This window comes from Hydrogenophaga sp. (genome assembly GCF_050250835.1).
Taxonomy (GTDB): Bacteria; Pseudomonadota; Gammaproteobacteria; order Burkholderiales; family Burkholderiaceae_C; genus Hydrogenophaga.
The window spans coordinates 104403-122910 of the sequence record NZ_JBFWNX010000012.1 but is presented as its reverse complement, the minus strand read 5'-3'; the positions used below and the strand labels follow the sequence as shown (position 1 = coordinate 122910).

17 protein-coding genes are annotated in these 18508 nt (G+C 66.0%); 12 read left to right on the top strand and 5 right to left on the bottom strand.

Going from position 1 to position 18508, the window contains the following annotated elements; all coding sequences use genetic code 11:
- The first annotated feature begins 45 nt into the window (after positions 1–45).
- Positions 46–1059, top strand: coding sequence for an asparaginase (locus AB7F11_RS15530; protein WP_428289521.1), 1014 nt, complete (start codon positions 46–48; stop codon positions 1057–1059).
- On the opposite strand, the gene AB7F11_RS15525 is transcribed toward AB7F11_RS15530, so the two are convergent.
- Positions 1056–2750: an NAD+ synthase gene (locus AB7F11_RS15525; protein WP_428289522.1), complete on the bottom strand. Its 1695-nt coding sequence runs from the start codon at positions 2748–2750 to the stop codon at positions 1056–1058. The genes AB7F11_RS15530 and AB7F11_RS15525 overlap by 4 nt on opposite strands.
- Positions 2751–2806: 56 nt before the next feature.
- On the opposite strand from AB7F11_RS15525, the gene AB7F11_RS15520 reads away from it, so the two are divergent.
- Genes AB7F11_RS15520 through AB7F11_RS15495 form a run of 6 tightly spaced genes read left to right on the top strand, consistent with a single transcriptional unit; the run spans position 2807 to position 6064 of the window.
- A complete protein-coding gene (locus AB7F11_RS15520; RefSeq protein WP_428289523.1) occupies positions 2807–3988 on the top strand; it encodes a GNAT family N-acetyltransferase in 1182 nt (393 codons plus the stop codon).
- A gap of 5 nt (positions 3989–3993) precedes the next feature.
- Positions 3994–4326 carry a hypothetical protein gene (locus AB7F11_RS15515; RefSeq protein ID WP_428289524.1) on the top strand — a complete coding sequence of 111 codons (333 nt, stop codon included), beginning with the start codon at positions 3994–3996 and terminating at the stop codon, positions 4324–4326.
- A 2-nt stretch (positions 4327–4328) separates the two neighbouring features.
- Positions 4329–4757, top strand: coding sequence for a bactofilin family protein (locus AB7F11_RS15510; RefSeq protein ID WP_428289525.1), 429 nt, complete (start codon positions 4329–4331; stop codon positions 4755–4757).
- Positions 4758–4788: 31 nt separating this feature from the next.
- Positions 4789–5310 (top strand): bactofilin family protein, encoded by a 522-nt coding sequence (locus AB7F11_RS15505; protein WP_428289526.1) that lies wholly within the window; start codon positions 4789–4791, stop codon positions 5308–5310.
- 9 nt (positions 5311–5319) lie between these two features.
- The gene (locus tag AB7F11_RS15500; RefSeq protein ID WP_428289527.1) at positions 5320–5643 is read left to right on the top strand and encodes a hypothetical protein; all 324 of its coding nucleotides are present in this window, start codon (positions 5320–5322) and stop codon (positions 5641–5643) included.
- Between the two features lie 4 nt (positions 5644–5647).
- The gene (locus AB7F11_RS15495; RefSeq protein ID WP_428289528.1) at positions 5648–6064 is read left to right on the top strand and encodes a bactofilin family protein; all 417 of its coding nucleotides are present in this window, start codon (positions 5648–5650) and stop codon (positions 6062–6064) included.
- A gap of 3 nt (positions 6065–6067) precedes the next feature.
- On the opposite strand, the gene ppa is transcribed toward AB7F11_RS15495, so the two are convergent.
- Positions 6068–6607, bottom strand: coding sequence for an inorganic diphosphatase (ppa, locus tag AB7F11_RS15490; protein ID WP_428289529.1), 540 nt, complete (start codon positions 6605–6607; stop codon positions 6068–6070).
- Positions 6608–6917: 310 nt separating this feature from the next.
- Between ppa and AB7F11_RS15485 the strand changes: the two genes are divergently transcribed.
- The gene (locus tag AB7F11_RS15485) at positions 6918–8981 is read left to right on the top strand and encodes a sodium-translocating pyrophosphatase (RefSeq protein WP_428289530.1); all 2064 of its coding nucleotides are present in this window, start codon (positions 6918–6920) and stop codon (positions 8979–8981) included.
- Positions 8982–8998: 17 nt separating this feature from the next.
- Here the strand turns inward: AB7F11_RS15485 and AB7F11_RS15480 are convergent, their stop codons facing one another.
- Positions 8999–9619 carry a TetR/AcrR family transcriptional regulator gene (locus tag AB7F11_RS15480; protein ID WP_428289531.1) on the bottom strand — a complete coding sequence of 207 codons (621 nt, stop codon included), beginning with the start codon at positions 9617–9619 and terminating at the stop codon, positions 8999–9001.
- Between the two features lie 102 nt (positions 9620–9721).
- Between AB7F11_RS15480 and AB7F11_RS15475 the strand changes: the two genes are divergently transcribed.
- The 4 genes from AB7F11_RS15475 to moeA all read left to right on the top strand — a co-directional run bounded on the left by AB7F11_RS15475 (position 9722) and on the right by moeA (position 13730).
- Positions 9722–10552: a metal-dependent hydrolase gene (locus tag AB7F11_RS15475; RefSeq protein WP_428289532.1), complete on the top strand. Its 831-nt coding sequence runs from the start codon at positions 9722–9724 to the stop codon at positions 10550–10552.
- A gap of 98 nt (positions 10553–10650) precedes the next feature.
- Positions 10651–11766, top strand: coding sequence for a GTP 3',8-cyclase MoaA (gene moaA / locus AB7F11_RS15470; protein ID WP_428289533.1), 1116 nt, complete (start codon positions 10651–10653; stop codon positions 11764–11766).
- Positions 11767–11806: 40 nt separating this feature from the next.
- A complete protein-coding gene (gene mobA / locus AB7F11_RS15465; RefSeq protein ID WP_428289534.1) occupies positions 11807–12430 on the top strand; it encodes a molybdenum cofactor guanylyltransferase MobA in 624 nt (207 codons plus the stop codon).
- A gap of 22 nt (positions 12431–12452) precedes the next feature.
- Positions 12453–13730, top strand: a complete 1278-nt coding sequence (gene moeA / locus AB7F11_RS15460; RefSeq protein WP_428300099.1) for a molybdopterin molybdotransferase MoeA — start codon at positions 12453–12455, stop codon at positions 13728–13730.
- A 506-nt stretch (positions 13731–14236) separates the two neighbouring features.
- On the opposite strand, the gene AB7F11_RS15455 is transcribed toward moeA, so the two are convergent.
- Positions 14237–17320: an efflux RND transporter permease subunit gene (locus AB7F11_RS15455; RefSeq protein ID WP_428289536.1), complete on the bottom strand. Its 3084-nt coding sequence runs from the start codon at positions 17318–17320 to the stop codon at positions 14237–14239.
- Positions 17321–17344: 24 nt separating this feature from the next.
- A complete protein-coding gene (locus AB7F11_RS15450; RefSeq protein WP_428289537.1) occupies positions 17345–18505 on the bottom strand; it encodes an efflux RND transporter periplasmic adaptor subunit in 1161 nt (386 codons plus the stop codon).
- Positions 18506–18508: the final 3 nt, after the last annotated feature.

Here is an 18508-nt window from a genome sequence, read left to right as displayed (position 1 = left end):
CCACCACAGTTCCTACACTCGGACATTGCCCGAAAGAGACCACGCATGCCTTCCATTTCATTGCCCACGCACGCGCCCATCACCGTGGCATTCCGTGGCGGCCACCCGGAAAACATCCACCACGGTTCCCTGGCAGTCGTGAACACACAGGGGGAGCTGCTGGCCAGCGTGGGCGATGTGCATGCGGCCCTGTTCACCCGCTCGGCGCTCAAGCCTTTCCAGGCCATGCCGCTCATCGCGCATGCAGCTGATCACTTTCACCTGGACGACGCCGACGTGGCGTTGCTGTGCGCCAGCCACAGCGGCGAACCGATGCATGTGGAACGGGCTGCATCGCTGCTGGCTCGCATCGGCGCGAGCGAAGCGGACCTGGCCTGCGGCACCCACGTGCCCTTCTTCTACGGCGCCACCGGAGCGACGCCGGCTCCCGGGATGCGCTTTTCGCGCCTGCACCACAACTGCTCGGGCAAGCACACTGGCATGCTGCTGCTGGCCGATGCGCTCGGCGCACCGCTGTCGGACTACCTGGACCTGTCGCACCCTGTGCAACGGGAGATCGCCCAAAGCATTGCCCATTTCACCGGGGTGCCCACCACTGACCTCGTGCTTGGCACCGACGGCTGCAGTGCCCCCAACTATGCCTTGCCTCTGCAGGCGCTGGCCCACGGATTCGCGCGCCTCACGCTCGCCGGCCCTGATCCGGTCTACGGCCTGGCGCCACAGCGCATCGCCCGCGCCATGAGCCGGTACCCGGAGCTGGTCAGCGGCCAGGGGCGCAACGACCTCGCCCTGATGCGCGCCGGGCGCGGAGACTGGGTGAGCAAGGTGGGGGCCGACGGCGTTCAGGCGCTGGCCAGTTTCAGCCGAGGCATCGGCATCGCCGCCAAAGTGAGCGACGGGCAACTGGCACCATTGATGGTCGCCTTCGTGTCCGCGCTGGAACAACTGGGCTGGCTGGATGACCAGAGCCGCGCGGCGCTGGCCAGCCTCATACCCCCGCCCCTCAAGAACGCCGCCGGTATCGAGGTGGGCGAAATGCGTGCGGTGCTGGAACTTTAGGCCCTGTACTTGCTGGTGATCGGGTAGCGCCAGTCCTTGCCGAAGCTGCGGTGCGTCACACGGATGCCTACCGGCGCCTGACGGCGCTTGTACTCGTTGATGCGGATCAGACGAACCACCTTGTCCACGTCGGCGCGCTCAAAGCCCGCCGCCACGATGCTCTCGGGGCTCTGGTCGTTTTCCATGTAGCGCTCAATGATGGCGTCAAGTACCGGGTACTCGGGCAGGCTGTCCTGGTCCTTCTGGTCGGGCCGCAGCTCGGCACTGGGCGGTCGCGTGATGATGCGTTCCGGGATCGGGTTCGGGCCCGTGCCATAAGGGTCGTGCGCATTGCGCCAGCGCGCGAGTTTGAAAACCATGGTCTTGGCCACGTCCTTGATAACCGCGAAGCCGCCGGCCATGTCGCCGTACAGCGTGCAATAACCAGTGGCCATCTCGCTCTTGTTGCCGGTGGTCAGCACAATGCTGCCGAACTTGTTGGACAAGGCCATGAGCAGCGTGCCCCGAATTCGCGCCTGCAGGTTCTCTTCGGTGGTGTCTTCGGGCAGTCCCGCGAACTCCTGGGCCAGACTGGCCTTGAAGGCCTCGAACTGCGGGGCAATGGCAATTTCGTCGTAACGCACACCCAGCCGCGCAGCCATGTCACGGGCGTCGATCCAGGAAATGTCGGCCGTGTAGGGCGACGGCATCATCACCGTGCGCACCCGGTCCTTGCCCAGCGCATCGACCGCGATGGCCAGCACCAGTGCCGAGTCGATGCCACCCGAAAGGCCGAGGATGGCGCCTGGAAACCCGTTCTTGCCCAGGTAGTCCCGCACACCCAGCACCAGGGCATGCCACAGATCGGCTTCAGGGCTATGGGCACGGTCGGTGTCGGCGGTGATCTGCCAACCCGCCCCCTGCCGGGTGAAGGTCGCCTCGAAAAGCGTCTCCTCGAAGCTCACTGCCCGACCGGCCAGCGCGCCGTCGGCACCCAGGACAAAGCTGCGGCCCTCGAATACGATTTCGTCCTGCCCACCGACCAGATGGGCATACACCAGGGGGAGGCGGGTTGCCTGAACCCGTTCGCGCATGGTGTCTTCGCGTTCCCCGCCCTTGCCGGCATGGAACGGTGAGGCATTGATGACGATCAGCAAGTCGGCCCCGGCAGCCTGGCAGGCCGCTGCAGGCGCATCGAACCAGGCGTCCTCGCAGATCAGAAGGCCCGCGCGCACCGGTCGGCCGTCGTCTCCGGCCACGTCGAAGACGCAAGCGGCCTGACCTGGCACGAAGTAACGCCGCTCGTCGAACACCTGGTAGTTGGGCAGCTCGCGCTTGGCGTAGGTGTGGGTGATGCGGCCTTCACACGCCACGCTGGCCGCGTTGTGCAAACGGGCCACCGACACGCTGCGTTCGCGCCGTTGCCCACCGGGCTCCTGAGGCCGGGATGGATGACCCACCACGATGTGCAGGCCTTTGAGGCCGGCGGTCTCTCGCACCACGGTTTTGAGGGCATCATCACAGGCATCGACGAAAGCCGGACGAAGGAACAGGTCTTCTGCCGCATAGCCGCAAATGGCCAGCTCGGGCGTGAGCAGCAAACGCACGCCGCGTGCGTGAGCCTGGTGTGCTGCGTCGATGATTTTCCGGGCGTTGCCCGCCATGTCGCCCACCACGAAGTTGAGCTGGGCCACGCAAATGGAGAGAGTCATGGGGTGTGGGAATCTGGCTGGACGTGCCGCGAAATCGCGGCGGGTGGGAGCGTTGCTTGCCTGAAAACGATTATGTCACCCGGGTTTTTTCCTCGCCGGTAGACGTCGACCGTGGGCAGTGGAACGCGCTGCTGCAGCGCGAGGCCGACCCCAGCCCCTTCATGCGCCATGAATACCTCGTCGCCTTGCACGACAGCGGCTGCGCTCGCGAGGGCGCAGGTTGGCAACCCCGTTTCGTGACACTGTGGCGCGGCCACGAGCTCCATGCCGCCTGCCCCATGTACCTGAAGAACCACTCCTACGGCGAGTACGTCTTCGACTGGGCCTGGGCAAATGCCTATGAGCAGCACGGACTGGCGTACTACCCCAAGGCCCTGGTGGCTGTGCCTTTCACGCCTGTACCCGGTGCGCGCCTGCTGGCGCATGACGACAGCGCGCGCAACGCTCTGGTGCGCGCGCTCATCGAACACGCGAAGGATGAGCATCTGTCGTCGCTGCACCTGCTGTTCACGCAAACGCATGACGTGGCAGCGGCCGAGCGTGCCGGCCTCATGCTGCGCCACACCGTGCAGTTCCACTGGACCAATGAGCACCCCGGTGGCGGCCCATTCCAGGACTTCGAACACTTTCTGACCAGCCTCCAGCAGGAAAAACGCAAGAAGATCCGCCAGGAGCGGCGCAAGGTGGCGGACGCGGGCGTGACCTTTCGCTTCTCGCGCGGAGCCGACATTTCGCCAGAGGACTGGAATTTTTTCTACCGGTGCTACGAGCGCACCTACCTTGAGCACGGCAACGCGCCCTACCTCAACCGCGATTTCTTCCAGCGCATGGCGCAGTCGATGCCTGAGAACTGGCTGCTGTTCATCGCCGAGCGCGAGAGGCGGCCCATGGCCAGCAGCCTGATCGGCATCGACCCCGAACGCCGCGTGGCCTATGGTCGTTACTGGGGCGCACTGGAGCGCGTGGACTGCCTGCACTTCGAGGCGTGCTACTACCAGCCCCTGGCCTGGTGCATCGCTCACGGCTGCTTGCGTTTCGAAGGCGGCGCGCAGGGTGAACACAAGATGGCACGTGCCTTGTTGCCAGTGGCCACCACCAGTGCGCACTGGCTCGCCCACCCCTCGTTCGCCGACGCCGTGCAGCGGTTCCTGGAACGCGAAGGCCAGGGGATCGGGCAGTACCTGGACCATCTGGCGCTGCGCAACCCGCTCAAGCGCGACCCGGCTTCTATAAACTAGGCCGGATGGACGACACGGACGCCTTCTTCACCCAGACGATCGTGGGGCCGCCCCTGTCGGTGCTGCTCGGCAACCAGCTGGCGCCGCAGCGTCTGGCCGATCAAGGACTCGACGTGCATCTGGCCAGCGGTCAGGCGCAATTGAGCGTGCGCTGGCAGGAATGGGTGCTGCTGGGGCATGGCAGCTCGGACACAGGCAGACCCCGTCGGCGCCCTGGCGTCTGGCGGCGAAGGCTGGAGCGACACGCCCTGTGGATAGCGATCGTCGGCATCCTTTGCCTGCTGTTCTCGGCCCTCATCTGGGGCGCCTCGCTCGGCGGCCTTCACATCGGCACCTGATCATGGAAGCAAGAGCCCCGCAGGACACGCTCACCATTGATCCGATCGCGATGGTCGTGATCAACCGGGTGGCTGCCGGCAGCGTGCTCAGCGGCGATCTCGAGTTTGAGGGCGGCTTGCTGGTGCAAGGCGCCATCGCAGGCAACATCCGGGTGCGCGGCCGCCTGATCATCTGGACCGGTGGCGTGGTGCGCGGGCGCGTGCAGGTGGACGACGATCTGTACCTTTTCGGCCAGTTGGGCGCCACAGGCGGCAGCCCACATGACACCAGCCTGGAATGCCACGGCATGGCCTACGTGTCCAAGACCGGCGTGTCCACCGGCACCCTGCTGGCGCGCCGGCTGCAACTCTATGAAGGAGCCAGCTTGCAAGGCCCGTTCAAGACGCTCAAACTCGGCGGCAACCTTCCCGTCCTGAAGGACCGGTCCTGAGGCCCGCTTCTCCCACCGCACCCGCACCGACATGAACGATTCCTACACAGTTCCCGACTACGCCCCGGACGGTTCGGCCTATGCACCCAACCCGCCCGCCTCAAATGGGCCCGCCCTGCAAGTGCTGGTCGGCAACACGCTGCCCGCCACGCAACCGGGTGGTCCACCCCAGGTGCAGCCGGTGGTATTGACCGACGCCATCGAAGGGCTGCCCTCCCGCAGCATGGTCGCCGAGGGCATGCAATTCACGGGTCATGCCCGGCTGCGCGGACCCTGCAGCATTGCCGGCGTGGTGGAAGGCAATCTTTCGCAAGCGCCGGGTTGCGAGGCAGCGGTGGTGGTCACGGAGAGCGGACGCGTGAAAGGCGACATCACCGCCGTGAAGATTTCCGTCATGGGCCAGACCGACGGCATCCTGGACGCCGGGCAGGGCGAGGTATCTCTGCACGACACCGCCCGGGTGCAGGGCATCATTCGCTACGGGCGCATCCAGGTCAATGGCGCCGACCTCAACGCCACGCTCGAACGCGCGCTCCCCCCCGGTCAGCTGTGAAGTCGCCCAGTGCCGCTCGACCCCTCGCCTTCACGCGCTGGTCCACCCGACGCCGAGGCGCTGCGCCAGGCGGCGTTGCGCGCCAGCTGGGTGCGCGACCGCCGGGTGGGCCGCCGCCGCGTTGCCGTGCGCTGGATCGCCTGGGCGTTCTGGCGCTATGGACTGGCACTCCTGCTGGTGCTGGTCATGGCGGTTGCGGTGGTCGCGTGGGTGGCACACCTGTCACAGGCCGGCCAGCGCGCACCCCGTTTCACCGTCGTGCCGGCCCAGCCCGCCGCGCACATGGCACCGCCGCCATCCACCGAACCCCGACCGACTCGACAGGAGCCCTGAACCCATGACCCCTCAACCGACCCCGTCACGGCTCGTGCCCAGCGAACGCCTGAATGCCATCACCAGCCTGATTGCCGAGGGTTCGGCATTCGAGGGCCATTTCCAGTCGAGCCGGGACCAGGGCATCAAGGTGGACGGCCACCTCAATGGCAACATCAGCTTCGAGACGGGTGGCACGCTGCACGTGGGCGCCACGGGCGTGATCGAGAACACCCGACTGGAAGCGGACTACGTGTTCATTGAGGGCAAGGTGACCGGTACGGTGATTGCGCGCAAGGCGCTGGAGATCACCGGATCTGCCACCCTCCTGGGAGACGCCAGCTACGACGAGCTGATCGACATGCACCCGCGTGCCCGGGTGCGCGGCAAGATCGAGTACCGAGGCGATCTGGGCGGCGACCTGGGGCCCGCCGCCGGCTGACTTTCAGCCCTTCTGCGAGCGTTCGTAGTTGGCAATGCCGTCCAGGATCTCCTGGTGCGCGGCTTCCTTGCCTTCCCAGCCCAGCACCTTGACCCACTTGCCTGGCTCCAGGTCTTTGTAGTGCTCGAAAAAGTGCTGGATGGTGTTCAGGCGCATCGGGTTGAGGTCTTCCGGTTTCTGCCACTGGGTGTAGATCGAAAGAATCTTGTCGATCGGCACCGCCAGAACCTTGCCGTCCTCGCCGGCCTCGTCCTGCATCTTCAGAATGCCAATCGCGCGGCATGGTACGACCACGCCGGGGATCAGCGGCACGGGCGTGATCACCAGCACGTCCACCGGATCGCCATCGCCCGAGATCGTCTTGGGCACGTAGCCGTAGTTGGTCGGGTAGTGCATCGCCGTGCTCATGAAGCGGTCCACGAAGATCGCGCCGGTTTCCTTGTCCACCTCGTATTTGATGGGATCGGCGTTCATCGGGATTTCGATGATCACATTGAAGGAATCCGGAACGTTCTTGCCAGGGGTGACGTTGTCGAGGGACATGTTCGAGGGGGAGGTTGGTTGAAAACGGTAGCACGCCACCCGCGTGGATGGCCGCCTGACAGCCGGAACGTCGCGCAAAGCGAGCCGGCTGCCTAGGATTTACCCTGATTTTACTGATTCCAGGCTGACTTCCTGGCCCCGAATGGGTGCATTGCAGCGGATTGAGGCTAAATTCGACGCGTTGGCCAATCGCCCTGTTTGCACGCTGCTCACCGCAGCGCGACCGGCAGCGAGGAAGCAACGCAGCGGGGGCAGCCCCGGAGGCGTTGCCCCCTCCAAGTCGAACAGTCGAAACAAGCAGGAGTCTTTCATGGTTGGACAAAGTGCGCTGATATTTGCGCTGGCCTGCGGGCTGGTGGCCGTCATCTACGGTTTCTGGTCTCGCAGCTGGATCCTTTCGCAAGACGCGGGCAACGCCCGCATGCAGGAGATTGCCGGAGCGATCCAGACCGGCGCCGCCGCCTACCTGGCCCGGCAGTACAAGACCATCGCCATCGTGGGCGTGGTCATCACCCTACTCATTGGCTTCTTCCTGGGCGCCACCACCGCCATCGGCTTCGTGCTGGGCGCGGTGCTCTCAGGTGCCTGCGGATTCATTGGCATGAACATCTCGGTGCGGGCCAACGTGCGCACCGCGCAGGCCGCCACCAAGGGCATCGGCCCGGCACTGGACGTCGCCTTTCGCGGCGGCGCCATCACCGGCATGCTGGTGGTGGGCCTGGGCCTCCTGGGCGTGGCCGGCTTCTTCTGGTTCCTGGTGGGCAACGGCAACCTCACGCCCGACAAGAACCTGGCCAACCTGCTCAACCCGCTGATCGGCTTTGCCTTCGGCTCCTCCCTGATTTCCATCTTCGCGCGGCTGGGGGGCGGCATCTTCACCAAAGGCGCCGACGTGGGCGCCGACCTGGTGGGCAAAGTGGAAGCGGGCATCCCCGAAGACGATCCGCGCAACCCTGCGGTGATTGCCGACAACGTCGGTGACAACGTGGGTGATTGCGCCGGTATGGCCGCCGACCTGTTCGAGACCTACGCGGTGACGTTGATCGCCACCATGGTGCTCGGCGCCCTGATGGTGGCTGCCGCGCCAATGCAGGCGGTGTTGTACCCGCTGGTGCTTGGCGGCGTGTCCATCCTGGCGTCCATCGTCGGCTGTTTCTTCGTCAAGGCCAGCCCGGGCATGAAGAACGTGATGCCCGCCCTCTACAAGGGCCTGGCCATTGCCGGCGTGCTCTCACTGGTCGCCTTCTGGTTCGTGACCGCCTGGATCATGCCGGACAACGCCATCACCGCCACTGGCAGCCAGCTGCGCCTGTTCGGCGCCTGCGCCGTGGGTCTGGTGCTCACCGCCGTGCTGGTCTGGATCACCGAGTTCTACACCGGCACGCAGTACTCGCCAGTCAAGCACATCGCTCAGGCCTCCACCACCGGCCACGGCACCAACATCATTGCCGGCCTGGGCGTGTCCATGCGCTCCACCGCCTGGCCTGTGCTGTTCGTCTGCGTGGGCATCGTGGCCTCTTACACGCTGGCTGGCCTTTACGGCATTGCCGTGGCTGCCACCGCCATGCTCAGCATGGCTGGCATTGTGGTCGCGCTGGACGCCTACGGTCCCATCACCGACAACGCCGGCGGCATTGCTGAAATGGCCGAGCTGCCCAGCAGCGTGCGCGACGTGACCGACCCGCTGGATGCCGTGGGCAACACCACCAAGGCCGTGACCAAGGGCTACGCCATCGGTTCCGCCGGCCTGGCCGCGCTGGTGCTGTTTGCCGACTACACCCACAAGCTGGAAACCTACGGCCACCAGATCAAGTTTGACTTGAGCGATCCGATGGTGATCGTCGGCCTGTTCATCGGCGGCATGATTCCCTACCTGTTTGGCGCCATGGCCATGGAGGCCGTTGGCCGCGCCGCGGGCTCGGTGGTGGTGGAAGTCCGTCGCCAGTTCAAGGAAATTCCGGGCATCATGGAAGGCACGGCCAAGCCCGAGTACGGCAAGGCGGTGGACATGCTGACCACGGCGGCCATCAAGGAGATGGTGATCCCCTCGCTGCTGCCGGTGGTGGTCCCGATCCTGGTGGGCGTGTTCCTCGGGCCCAAGGCGCTGGGTGGCCTGCTCATGGGCACCATCGTCACCGGCCTGTTCGTGGCCATCTCCATGTGCACCGGCGGTGGTGCCTGGGACAACGCCAAGAAGTACATCGAAGACGGCCACCACGGCGGCAAGGGCAGCGAAGCCCACAAGGCGGCCGTCACGGGTGACACCGTGGGCGACCCCTACAAGGACACAGCTGGCCCGGCGGTGAACCCGTTGATCAAGATCATCAACATCGTGGCCCTCCTGATCGTGCCGCTGCTTCCCCTGGCGGCCTGATCAGCCAACGCGAAGGTTCAAACGGCCTGCTTCGGCAGGCCGTTTTCGTTTTCTTTGTCCGCGCCCGCCAGCAGGCGCACCACCTTGCTGGCGCCGGGCGTGAGACCTTCGAGCTGGGCGGCCTCTCCCCGTTCGATGGCCTGCAGCACCAGTTCATGGATGCCGCCGACCGCTGCCATCGCCATGTCAGGGCTGAACGCCGACCGGTCACGGATCGTCTCCAGCATGAAATCAGCCAGGGCCTGCATCACTTCGCGGCGCACTTCCGCGCCCGCCGAGCCGAGGTGGTGAATCTCGACGAACAGCATGCGGACCAGTTCGGGCCCTGCTGCCAGGTGCGCGAGGTAAGCCCCCAGCGCCCGTTCCACCTGGTGCTGCCAGGGCTGGGTCGGGTCCACCGCCTCGCGCAGGGTGCGCAGCGCCGAACCACTGGCCGCGCGGTACAGAGCCAGGAAGCAGTCGTCCTTGCCCGAGAAGTGCTCGTAGAAGGTGCGCTTGGACACCCCAGCCTCGGCCACCACGGCAGCGATCGAGGCGGCCGCCAGACCCTGGCTGGCGGCCACGTTCGCCATGGCTTGCAGCAGCCGGCCCTGGTGGTCGGAATGCGTGGGGCTGAAGGGCGTTTCCCGGGTTCTCATGAGGCGTCATCTTAGGGCCTGGCTTGACAGTCTTGCCCACAAGCGGCACCATGCCGACGCTGGTACTGACTCGTACCATTTCTTGCAACATCACGAACCGCCATGACCGAACTCGTCGTCCGCCGCCTCCTCATCGACCTCGGACAGCCGGTGCAGCGCCACTGGTGCTCTGGCGACGCCTTCCTCACCGCGTGGTTCAACGCGCTGTCCATGAGTTTTCCCGTCGGCGAGCAGTTCTTCATTGACTCCGTGCGCAACGGACTCAAGGCGCTCCCGCAGGAAAAACAGGCCGCGCTGCGCGACGAGGTGCAAGGCTTCATTGGCCAGGAGGCGACACACCGCCGCATTCACGCGCTGTTCAATGCACAGATCGAGAAGCACGACCTGGTCAACGAATGGGCACCGCGGGCAGATGAGCGCATGAAGCTGCTGGAGGGCACCGACCCTCGCCACAGCCTGGCCATCACCGCCGCCAACGAGCATTTCACCGCCCTTTTTGCCGAGTGGATGCTGTCGCATCACCAGGTGCTCGACGGCTGCGAACCTCGCCTGAAGACCCTCTGGCTGTGGCACAGCGCGGAAGAAGCCGAGCACAAGTGCACGGCCTTCGATCTCTACCAGGCCCTGGGTGGCAGCCACGCCTGGCGCGTGACGTGGATGAGGCGCATCACGCTGGTGTTCCTCACCGACGCGCTGCGCCAGACGGTGAACAACCTGCGGCGCGATGGCACCCTGTGGCGCTGGAGCACCTGGCGCAGCGCCGCGCGGCACATGCTCGGTCGCCGGGGCCTGCTGCGCACCTGCTTCAGGCCTTGGCGGGCCTATTTCCGCGAAGACTTTCACCCCGCCCAGCAGAGCAGCGGGCTTTCGGAAGCATGGTTGCGCGACAACAGCGCCCAGTTCACCCAGGTGGGACGGCCTGAGCCCGCCTGAAGCCGCTCGACCTGCGCAGGAGCGGCATGCCCGCACGCCCACCCGGGACGGCGCGGGGTCCCCATGCGCTACCCGGTACCCTCGCCCATAATTGGCGCATGTCCGAACGCGTCATCCCCTTGATCGACCAGCGTCTGGTCACGCAAGCCGTGACCATCCCCGCACAACCCATTGCGACCTCCGGCCTGCTCAGTGATGCGCTGGGGCGTCCGCTGCGCGATCTGCGCATCAGCGTGACCGACCGCTGCAACTTCCGCTGCAGCTACTGCATGCCCAAGGACATCTTCGACAAGGACTACCCATACCTGCCGCACAGTTCGCTGTTGACATTCGAGGAAATCACGCGTGTGGCGCGTCAGTTCGTGGCGCATGGTGTGCAGAAGATCCGCCTGACTGGTGGCGAGCCGCTGCTGCGCAAGAACCTCGAGATCCTGATCGGGCAGCTCGCTGCGCTGCGCACGGTGGAAGGCCAGCCGCTGGACATCACGCTCACCACCAACGGCTCGCTGCTCGCGCGCAAGGCCGCTGCGCTCAAGGCCGCCGGCCTGCAGCGCGTCACCGTGAGCCTGGACGGGCTGGACGACACCATCTTTCGGGCCATGAACGACGTGGACTTTCCCGTGGCCGACGTGCTGCAGGGCATCGAGGCTGCGCGGGCAGCCGGGCTGGGACCGATCAAAGTCAACATGGTGGTCAAGCGCGGCACCAATGACCACGAAATCCTGCCCATGGCGCGCCACTTCCAGGGCAGCGGCATCGTGCTGCGCTTCATCGAATACATGGACGTAGGCGCCACCAACGGCTGGCGCATGGATGAGGTGCTGCCCAGCCGCGAAGTGATCCAGCGCATTCACCGGGAGCTCCCCCTGGTGCAACTGGAGCCGTCGGCACCGGGCGAAACCGCCGAGCGCTGGGGCTATGCGGACGGCAGCGGCGAGATCGGCGTGATCAGCAGCGTCACCCAGGCCTTCTGCCGGGACTGCAACCGCGCCCGCCTCTCCACCGAAGGACAGCTCTACCTGTGCCTGTTTGCCAGCCAGGGACACGATCTGCGCCACCTGATTCGAGGCGGCGCCACCGACGAGCAACTCGCCAGCGCGATGGCCGCCATCTGGCAGGGGCGCAGCGACCGGTATTCCGAACTGCGAGCGAGCCTGCCTCAAGACAACGCCACCGGCAAACGCCGCGTCGAGATGAGCTACATCGGCGGATGACAATCACCCTCCCAGGCTCCAGCTCGCCTGGCTCCTCACCATGATTCATTCAAACGACATCACCGGCATCGTGCTCGCAGGCGGGCGCGGCTCGCGCATGGGCGGGGTCGACAAGGGCCTGCAGAACTTCAACGGCACCCCCCTGGCGCTGCACACCTTGCTGCGCCTGCAGATGCAGCAGGGCCGGCTGTTGAGCGAGCAGATGATCAACGCCAACCGCAACCTGGCCGCCTATGAGGCCTTTGGCGTGCCGGTCTGGCCCGACACGCTGACCGACTACGCCGGTCCGCTGGCTGGATTCATGACCGGCCTGGAGCGCTGCGAATCGCCCTACCTGCTCACCGTGCCCTGCGACACGCCTCTGTTCCCGCTGGACCTGGCCGAACGGCTCGCGCAAGCCTTTGTCGATGAGCACACCGAGATCGCCATGGCCGCTGCCCTTGAAGAAGACGGCCAGTTGCGTCCTCAGCCGGTGTTCTGTCTGATGCGCCGAGAGCTGCTCGAAAGCCTGGTGGCCTTTACCCAGGAGGGCGGCCGCAAGATCGACCAATGGACCGCCCGGCATCGCACCGTGGTGGTGGCCTTTGACCAACCTGGCGACGATCCGCGCGCGTTCTACAACACCAACACCCTGGCCGAGCTGCACGCGCTGGAAAAGGGCTGAGACTTTCCTCCCAGTTGTCCCCATGAAATCCATCGAGCAGATCGCCGCCGAATTGCAGGGCTACGACCCCAAGGCGCTGAGCGCGGCTGGCGTCAACACTTTTCTCTCCCGACTGGTCGAACCTGTCACGCAGACAGAAGACGTGGGCGTATTCGATGCCTTGGGCCGCGTACTGGCAGAAGACGTGATCTCGCCCGTCAGCGTGCCGCCGCACGACAACTCGGCCATGGACGGATATGCCCTGGACAGCCGGCTACTCCGGAACAGCGGGCCGCTTCGCCTGCACGTTGCCGGCACCGCCTTTGCTGGCAAAGCCTGGAACGCAGAGGTGGGAGACAGCGGCTGCGTGAAGATCATGACCGGCGCGATCATGCCGGCAGGACTCGACACGGTGGTGCCACTGGAGTTCGTGCGCATCGACGGCGAGCACATCGAATTGCCTCCCGGCGTGGTGAGTGCCGGCGACAACCGCCGCCTGCTCGGCGAAGACCTGATGGCTGGACAGCCTGCGTTGCGCCGGGGGCAAACGCTGGGGCCCGCCGCGCTTGGCCTGATCGCCAGCGTGGGCCTGGCCACGGTGCGTGTGTTTCGCCGTGTGCGCGTGGCCTACTTCTCCACCGGTGACGAGATTCTGAGCCTGGGCGAGGCGCCGCGCGAAGGCGCGGTTTACGACAGCAACCGTTACACCGTATTCGGCCTGCTGACCCGCATGGGCGTCGAGGTGATCGACATGGGCGTGGTGGGCGACCAGCCGGACCTGCTGGAAGCCGCATTCCGCAACGCCGCATCTCAAGCCGACGCCATCATCACCAGCGGCGGAGTCAGCATGGGCGAGGCCGACCACACCAAGGCCATGATGAAACAGCTGGGCGACGTGGCGTTCTGGCGCATCGCGATGCGACCCGGGAGGCCGATGGCGGTGGGACGCATCCAGGAAGGCAGCAGATCCTCGCTGCTCTTCGGACTGCCCGGAAATCCGGTGGCCGTCATGGTCACTTTCCTCGCGTTTGTGCGCCCTGCCCTCCACAAGCTCATGGGCGGCACGCCCGCCGAGCCTGTGCTGCTCCAGGCCCGCAGCGCAGAAGCCCTGCGCAAGAAGCCCGGCCGCACCGAGTACCAGCGAGGCATCGTTGCGCGCGAGGCCGATGGCCAATTGAGCGTTCGCATCACCGGCAACCAGGGTTCCGGCGTGTTGAGCTCCATGGTTCAGGCGAACGGCCTGATCGTGCTGCACCATGAGCAGGGCAACGTGGCTGTGGGTGACACGGTCGACGTGATGATGTTCGACGGCGTGGTTTAAAGGCCCCCACGCTCCGCCGCTGCGCGGGTCGCTGCCCCCCGAGGGGGCTGGGCCTGCCTTGGGAGCGGCCCGGCGGCTGGCCCCTGGCCCCCACGCTCCGCCGCTGCGCGGGTCGCTGCCCCCCCAAGGGGGCTGGGCCTGCCTTGGGGCGGCCCGGCGGCTGGCCCCGGCCCCCACGCTCCGCCGCTGCGCGGGTCGCTGCCCCCCGAGGGGGCTGGGCCTGCCTTGGGGCGGCCCGGCGGCTGGCCCCTGGCCCCCACGCTCCGCCGCTGCGCGGGTCGCGGCCCCCCCGAGAGGGCTGGGCCTGCCTTGGGGCGGCCCGGCGGCTGGCCCGCTCTCGTTGCCCCCACGCTCCGCCGCTGCGCGGGTCGCTGCCCCCCGAGGGGGCTGGGCCTGCCTTGGGGCGGCCCGGCGGCTGGCCCCGGCCCCCACGCTCCGCCGCTGCGCGGGTCGCTGCCCCCCCGAGGGGGCTGATCCGGCTTGGGGCGGCCCGGCGCCGGAACACTCTACTTGGCGGGGATGGCGCCAGCAGGCTCTTCCAGCACTGGTTTCTCCGAGGGCTTGCGTGTCTTGCGGCGCGACAGCAGCGTGTACATGGTCGGTACCACGAAGATGGTGAGCAACGTCCCCACCGACATGCCACCGACGATCACCCAGCCGATCTGCTGACGACTTTCAGCACCCGCGCCAGTGGCCAGAGCCAGCGGCAAGGCGCCGAGCACCATGGCGCCCGTGGTCATCATGATGGGGCGCAGACGCAAGCCTGCGGCCCGTTTGACAGCCTCGAACTTCTCCAGGCCCTGCTCTCGAAGCTGATTGGAAAACTCCACGATCAGGATGCCGTGTTTCGTGATCAGGCCGACCAGCGTGATCAGTCCGATCTGGCTGAACACGTTGAGCGTGCCTCCCGTCAGCTTGAGCGCGAGCAAGGCGCCCAGCATCGACAGTGGCACCGAGAGCATGATGATCAGCGGATCGACGAAGCTTTCGAACTGGGCAGAGAGCACCAGGTAAATGAACAGCAGCGAGAGCACGAACACCAGCGCCAGCGAGCCCGAGGAATTGCGGAACTCGCGGCTCTGGCCGTTGAGATCGGTCGCATAGCCGGCGGGCAGCACTTCAGCCGCTGTCTGCTCCATGAAGGTCAAAGCCTCGCCCAGCGAATAACTGGGTGCGATGTTGGCCGTGATGGACGCACTGCGGCGCTGGCCGAAGTGGTTCAGCTCTCGGGGCACCACCACCTCGCGCGTGGTCACGAGCGAGCCCAGTGGAATCATGGCGTCGCCCCGGCCGCGCACGAACAGGCGGTCGATGTCTTCCGGTGTACTGCGGTTGGCCGAGACGGTCTGCACCACCACGTCGTACTGCTCGCCATCTCGCTTGTAGCGGGTGACAATGCGCCCACCCAGCATGGTTTCCACCGTGCGTGCGATGTTCTCCACGCTCACACCCATGTCGGCCGCACGCTCGCGGTCCACGTCCATGCGGATCTCCGGCTTGTTCAGTCGCAGGTCGGTGTCCACCTGAATGAGCCCCGGGTTCTGCGCCATTCGGTCCTGAAACTTGCGCACCGCTGCAGACAGGTTCTCGTAACTGTCGCTGGTGACGATGATGAAGTTCACCGGGCGTTCTCGGAAGCCCTGGCCCAGAGAAGGTGGCGTGATCGGAAAGGCGCTGATGCCGGGCAGGCCCGCCATGCCCGGCGCCATTTTTGCTGCGATCTCCATGGTGGTGCGGTCGCGTTCCTCCCAGGCCTTGCCGCGCATCACCACGCTGCCCTGGGCCACCGACGGGCTGCCCACGATCGTGAAGATGCGGTCGAACTCGGGCTGCTGCATCGCCATCTTCTCGATCGCCTCCGCGTAGCGCCGTGTGTAGGCCAGCGTGGCGCCATCGGGGCCATTGATGCTGGCCAGCACCACGCCACGGTCTTCCATGGGAGCGAGCTCGGAACGCGTGGTCTGCAGCAACCACCAGCTGCCGGCGGCACTGCCGAGCATGACCGCCACCACCAGCCAGCGCACGGAGAGCGAGCGGCCAAGCGTGCGGTCGTAGCCGTTGTTCACGCGAGTCAGCACCCGTTCCATGAAGCCGTCGAAGCGGCTGGGCTTGTCCACATGGCGCAGCAGCTTGGAGCACATCATGGGCGAGAGCGTGAGTGCGACGAAGCCCGAGACCACCACGGCACCCGCCAGCGCCAGCGCGAATTCGGCAAAAAGCCGGCCGGTGCGGCCGGGCGTGAACGCCAGCGGCGCGTATACCGCTGCAAGCGTGAGTGTCATGGCGACAATGGCAAAACCGATCTCCCTGGCGCCCTTGATCGCGGCATCGAACGGCTTCATGCCTTCCTCGATGTGCCGGTAGATGTTCTCCAGCATGACGATGGCATCGTCCACCACGAGACCAATGGCCAACACCAGCGCCAGCAGGGTGAGGGTGTTGATCGAAAAGCCGAACAGGGCCATCAGGGCGAACGAGCCGATCAGGCTCACCGGAATGGTGATCAGCGGGATGACAGAGGCTCTGAGCGTGCGCAGGAACACAAAGATGACCAGCGCCACCAGCACCGCTGCTTCCGCAATCGTGGTGTAAACCGCCTTGATGGACCGGTCGATGAAGATCGAGTTGTCATTGGCCACCTCGATGCTCACGCCTTCGGGCAGTTCTTCGGAAATGCGAGGCAGCATTTCCTGCACGGCAGCAGACAGCTCCAGCGGGTTCGCAGTGGCCTGGCGGATCACGCCCAGGGAAATGGCGTCGCGTCCGTTGTAGCGAACGGAGGTGCGCTCATCCTGCGGCGCCTGCTCCACGCGCGCCACGTCGCTGATGCGGATGGTCTGCCCGTTGACGGTGCGAATACCGATGGCGCGGAACTGTTCGGGCGTCTGCACGTCAGTGGCGGCGGTCACGTTGAACTCGCGAAGCGAGCTCTCGATGCGGCCGGCCGGCACCTCCAGGTTGGAGCGGCGCAGCGCGTCTTCCACGTCCTGCACGGTGAGGCTGTAGGCGGCAAGACGATCGGGGTCAAGCCAGATCCGCATGGAGTAGCGGCGCTCGCCCCACACCCGCACGTCGGCCGCGCCGGGCGCGGTCTGCAAGCGGGGCTTGATCAACCGGTTGGCGAGGTCACTGAGCTCCAGAGGGGAAATGGTGTCGGAGTTGAGCGCAAGCCAGATCACCGGCGAGGCGTCGGCCTCCACTTTGGCGATGGTCGGCTCGTCCACGTCGTCGGGCAGGCGCTGGCGCACCCGGCTGACTTTGTCGCGCACGTCGGCGGCAGCGGAATCGGGGTCGCGCTCCAGCTTGAAGCGCACGGTGATCTGGCTCTGCTCCTGGCGACTGATGGAGGTGATGATGTCCACCCCCTCGATACCGGCCAGCGAATCTTCCAGCACCTTGGTGACCTGAGATTCAATGACCTCGCTGGAGGCTCCGCCGAATCGCGTGGTGACGGTCACCGTGGGCTCGTCGATGCGCGGATATTCGCGCACCGTGAGACCGTTGAAAGAAACGATGCCCACAAGCAGGATGAGCATGGACAGCACCGATGCGAACACCGGGCGCCGAATGGAGATTTCAGGCAGCTGCACAAGGACTCCTGAGCAGATTCACGTTCAGGGGGCGGGCTTGGCAGCGGCAGGAACCGCCTGTCCGACGCGAGCCATGTCCACCACCTTCACCACGGTGCCATCGCGTTGCAGGCGCTGCTGGCCAGCCACCACCACCGTGGCACCCACCGGTAGGCCCTTGACCACCTGCACGTTGGACCCGCGACGCACGCCGAGCTCCACCTCGACACGGCGTGACACCAGCTTCTTCGCATCGCCCTGCCCCTGTTCCTCGATGACATAGACAAACTGCTTGCCCGCCTGCGGCACCATGGCTTCTTCGGGCACAACGAGCGCGCCATCGTTCACAGAGAACACGATGAGCACTCGGGCGAACATGCCAGGGCGCAGGTCATCGTTCGACGTGCGCGGCATGGCGGCACGCACAGAAATGGAGCGGCCATTTGCATCGAGCAGCGGATCGACCGCCAGCACCTTGGCTTCGAAGTTCTTGCCTGGCAAGGCGTCCAGCTGCACCTGAACGCCCTGTCCCGGCGCAATGCGGCTCTGGTAGCGCTCGGGCAGGCGGAAATCCACCGTGAGCTGGGATGTGTCTTCCAGGTTGACCATCGCGTCGCCCACGCCCACGTACTGTCCGAGGTTGATGCTGCGAAGGCCCAGCGTGCCGTCGAAGGGCGCAGCAATGCGCATGCGCTGCAAGCGCGCTTCGGCCAGCGCCACCTGGGCCTCGGCCACTTGAAGGTTTGCCTGGCTTTCGTCCACCACACGCTGCGCCACAAAATTCTGGGCCACCAGTTCCTGGTTGCGCTTGAGGTTGGCACGCGCGATCGAAAGCTGCGCCTGCGCCTGGCTGAGCTCGGCGCGTTGCAAGGTGTCGTCCAACTGCACCAGCACCTGTCCTCGACGCACCCGGGCACCATCGGAGAAGGCGATGCGAGCCACGCGACCGGCGGTCTCAGGCTTGATGGTCACGCTCTGGCGCGACTTGAGCGAGCCCACCGCCTGGGCATCGTCCTGCAGAGGCATGGTCTTGACTTTCGCCACTTCCACGCTGGGTGCGCCTGCGGTGCCACGGCCAGAGGGCACCGGCGCAGGAGCACCCTGGGTGGCCCCGCTGGCGGCCCGGTTCTGAAACCACCAGCCCGCACCGGAAGCCAGGCCAATGCCGGCCACAGCCACCAACACATACAGCGCTCTGTTCGCCATGGA

Bases quoted from the DNA above. Each gene is read 5' to 3' on its own strand.
- AB7F11_RS15525 (WP_428289522.1), bottom strand. From the start codon at position 2,750: ATGACTCTCTCCATTTGCGTGGCCCAGCTCAACTTCGTGGTGGGCGAC.
- AB7F11_RS15495 (WP_428289528.1), top strand. From the start codon at position 5,648: ATGACCCCTCAACCGACCCCGTCACGGCTCGTGCCCAGCGAACGCCTG.
- AB7F11_RS15480 (WP_428289531.1), bottom strand. From the start codon at position 9,619: ATGAGAACCCGGGAAACGCCCTTCAGCCCCACGCATTCCGACCACCAG.
- mobA (WP_428289534.1), top strand. From the start codon at position 11,807: ATGATTCATTCAAACGACATCACCGGCATCGTGCTCGCAGGCGGGCGC.
- AB7F11_RS15510 (WP_428289525.1), top strand. From the start codon at position 4,329: ATGGAAGCAAGAGCCCCGCAGGACACGCTCACCATTGATCCGATCGCG.
- moaA (WP_428289533.1), top strand. From the start codon at position 10,651: ATGTCCGAACGCGTCATCCCCTTGATCGACCAGCGTCTGGTCACGCAA.
- moeA (WP_428300099.1), top strand. From the start codon at position 12,453: ATGAAATCCATCGAGCAGATCGCCGCCGAATTGCAGGGCTACGACCCC.
- AB7F11_RS15450 (WP_428289537.1), bottom strand. From the start codon at position 18,505: ATGGCGAACAGAGCGCTGTATGTGTTGGTGGCTGTGGCCGGCATTGGC.
- AB7F11_RS15505 (WP_428289526.1), top strand. From the start codon at position 4,789: ATGAACGATTCCTACACAGTTCCCGACTACGCCCCGGACGGTTCGGCC.
- AB7F11_RS15530 (WP_428289521.1), top strand. From the start codon at position 46: ATGCCTTCCATTTCATTGCCCACGCACGCGCCCATCACCGTGGCATTC.
- AB7F11_RS15515 (WP_428289524.1), top strand. From the start codon at position 3,994: ATGGACGACACGGACGCCTTCTTCACCCAGACGATCGTGGGGCCGCCC.
- AB7F11_RS15475 (WP_428289532.1), top strand. From the start codon at position 9,722: ATGACCGAACTCGTCGTCCGCCGCCTCCTCATCGACCTCGGACAGCCG.
- ppa (WP_428289529.1), bottom strand. From the start codon at position 6,607: ATGTCCCTCGACAACGTCACCCCTGGCAAGAACGTTCCGGATTCCTTC.
- AB7F11_RS15485 (WP_428289530.1), top strand. From the start codon at position 6,918: ATGGTTGGACAAAGTGCGCTGATATTTGCGCTGGCCTGCGGGCTGGTG.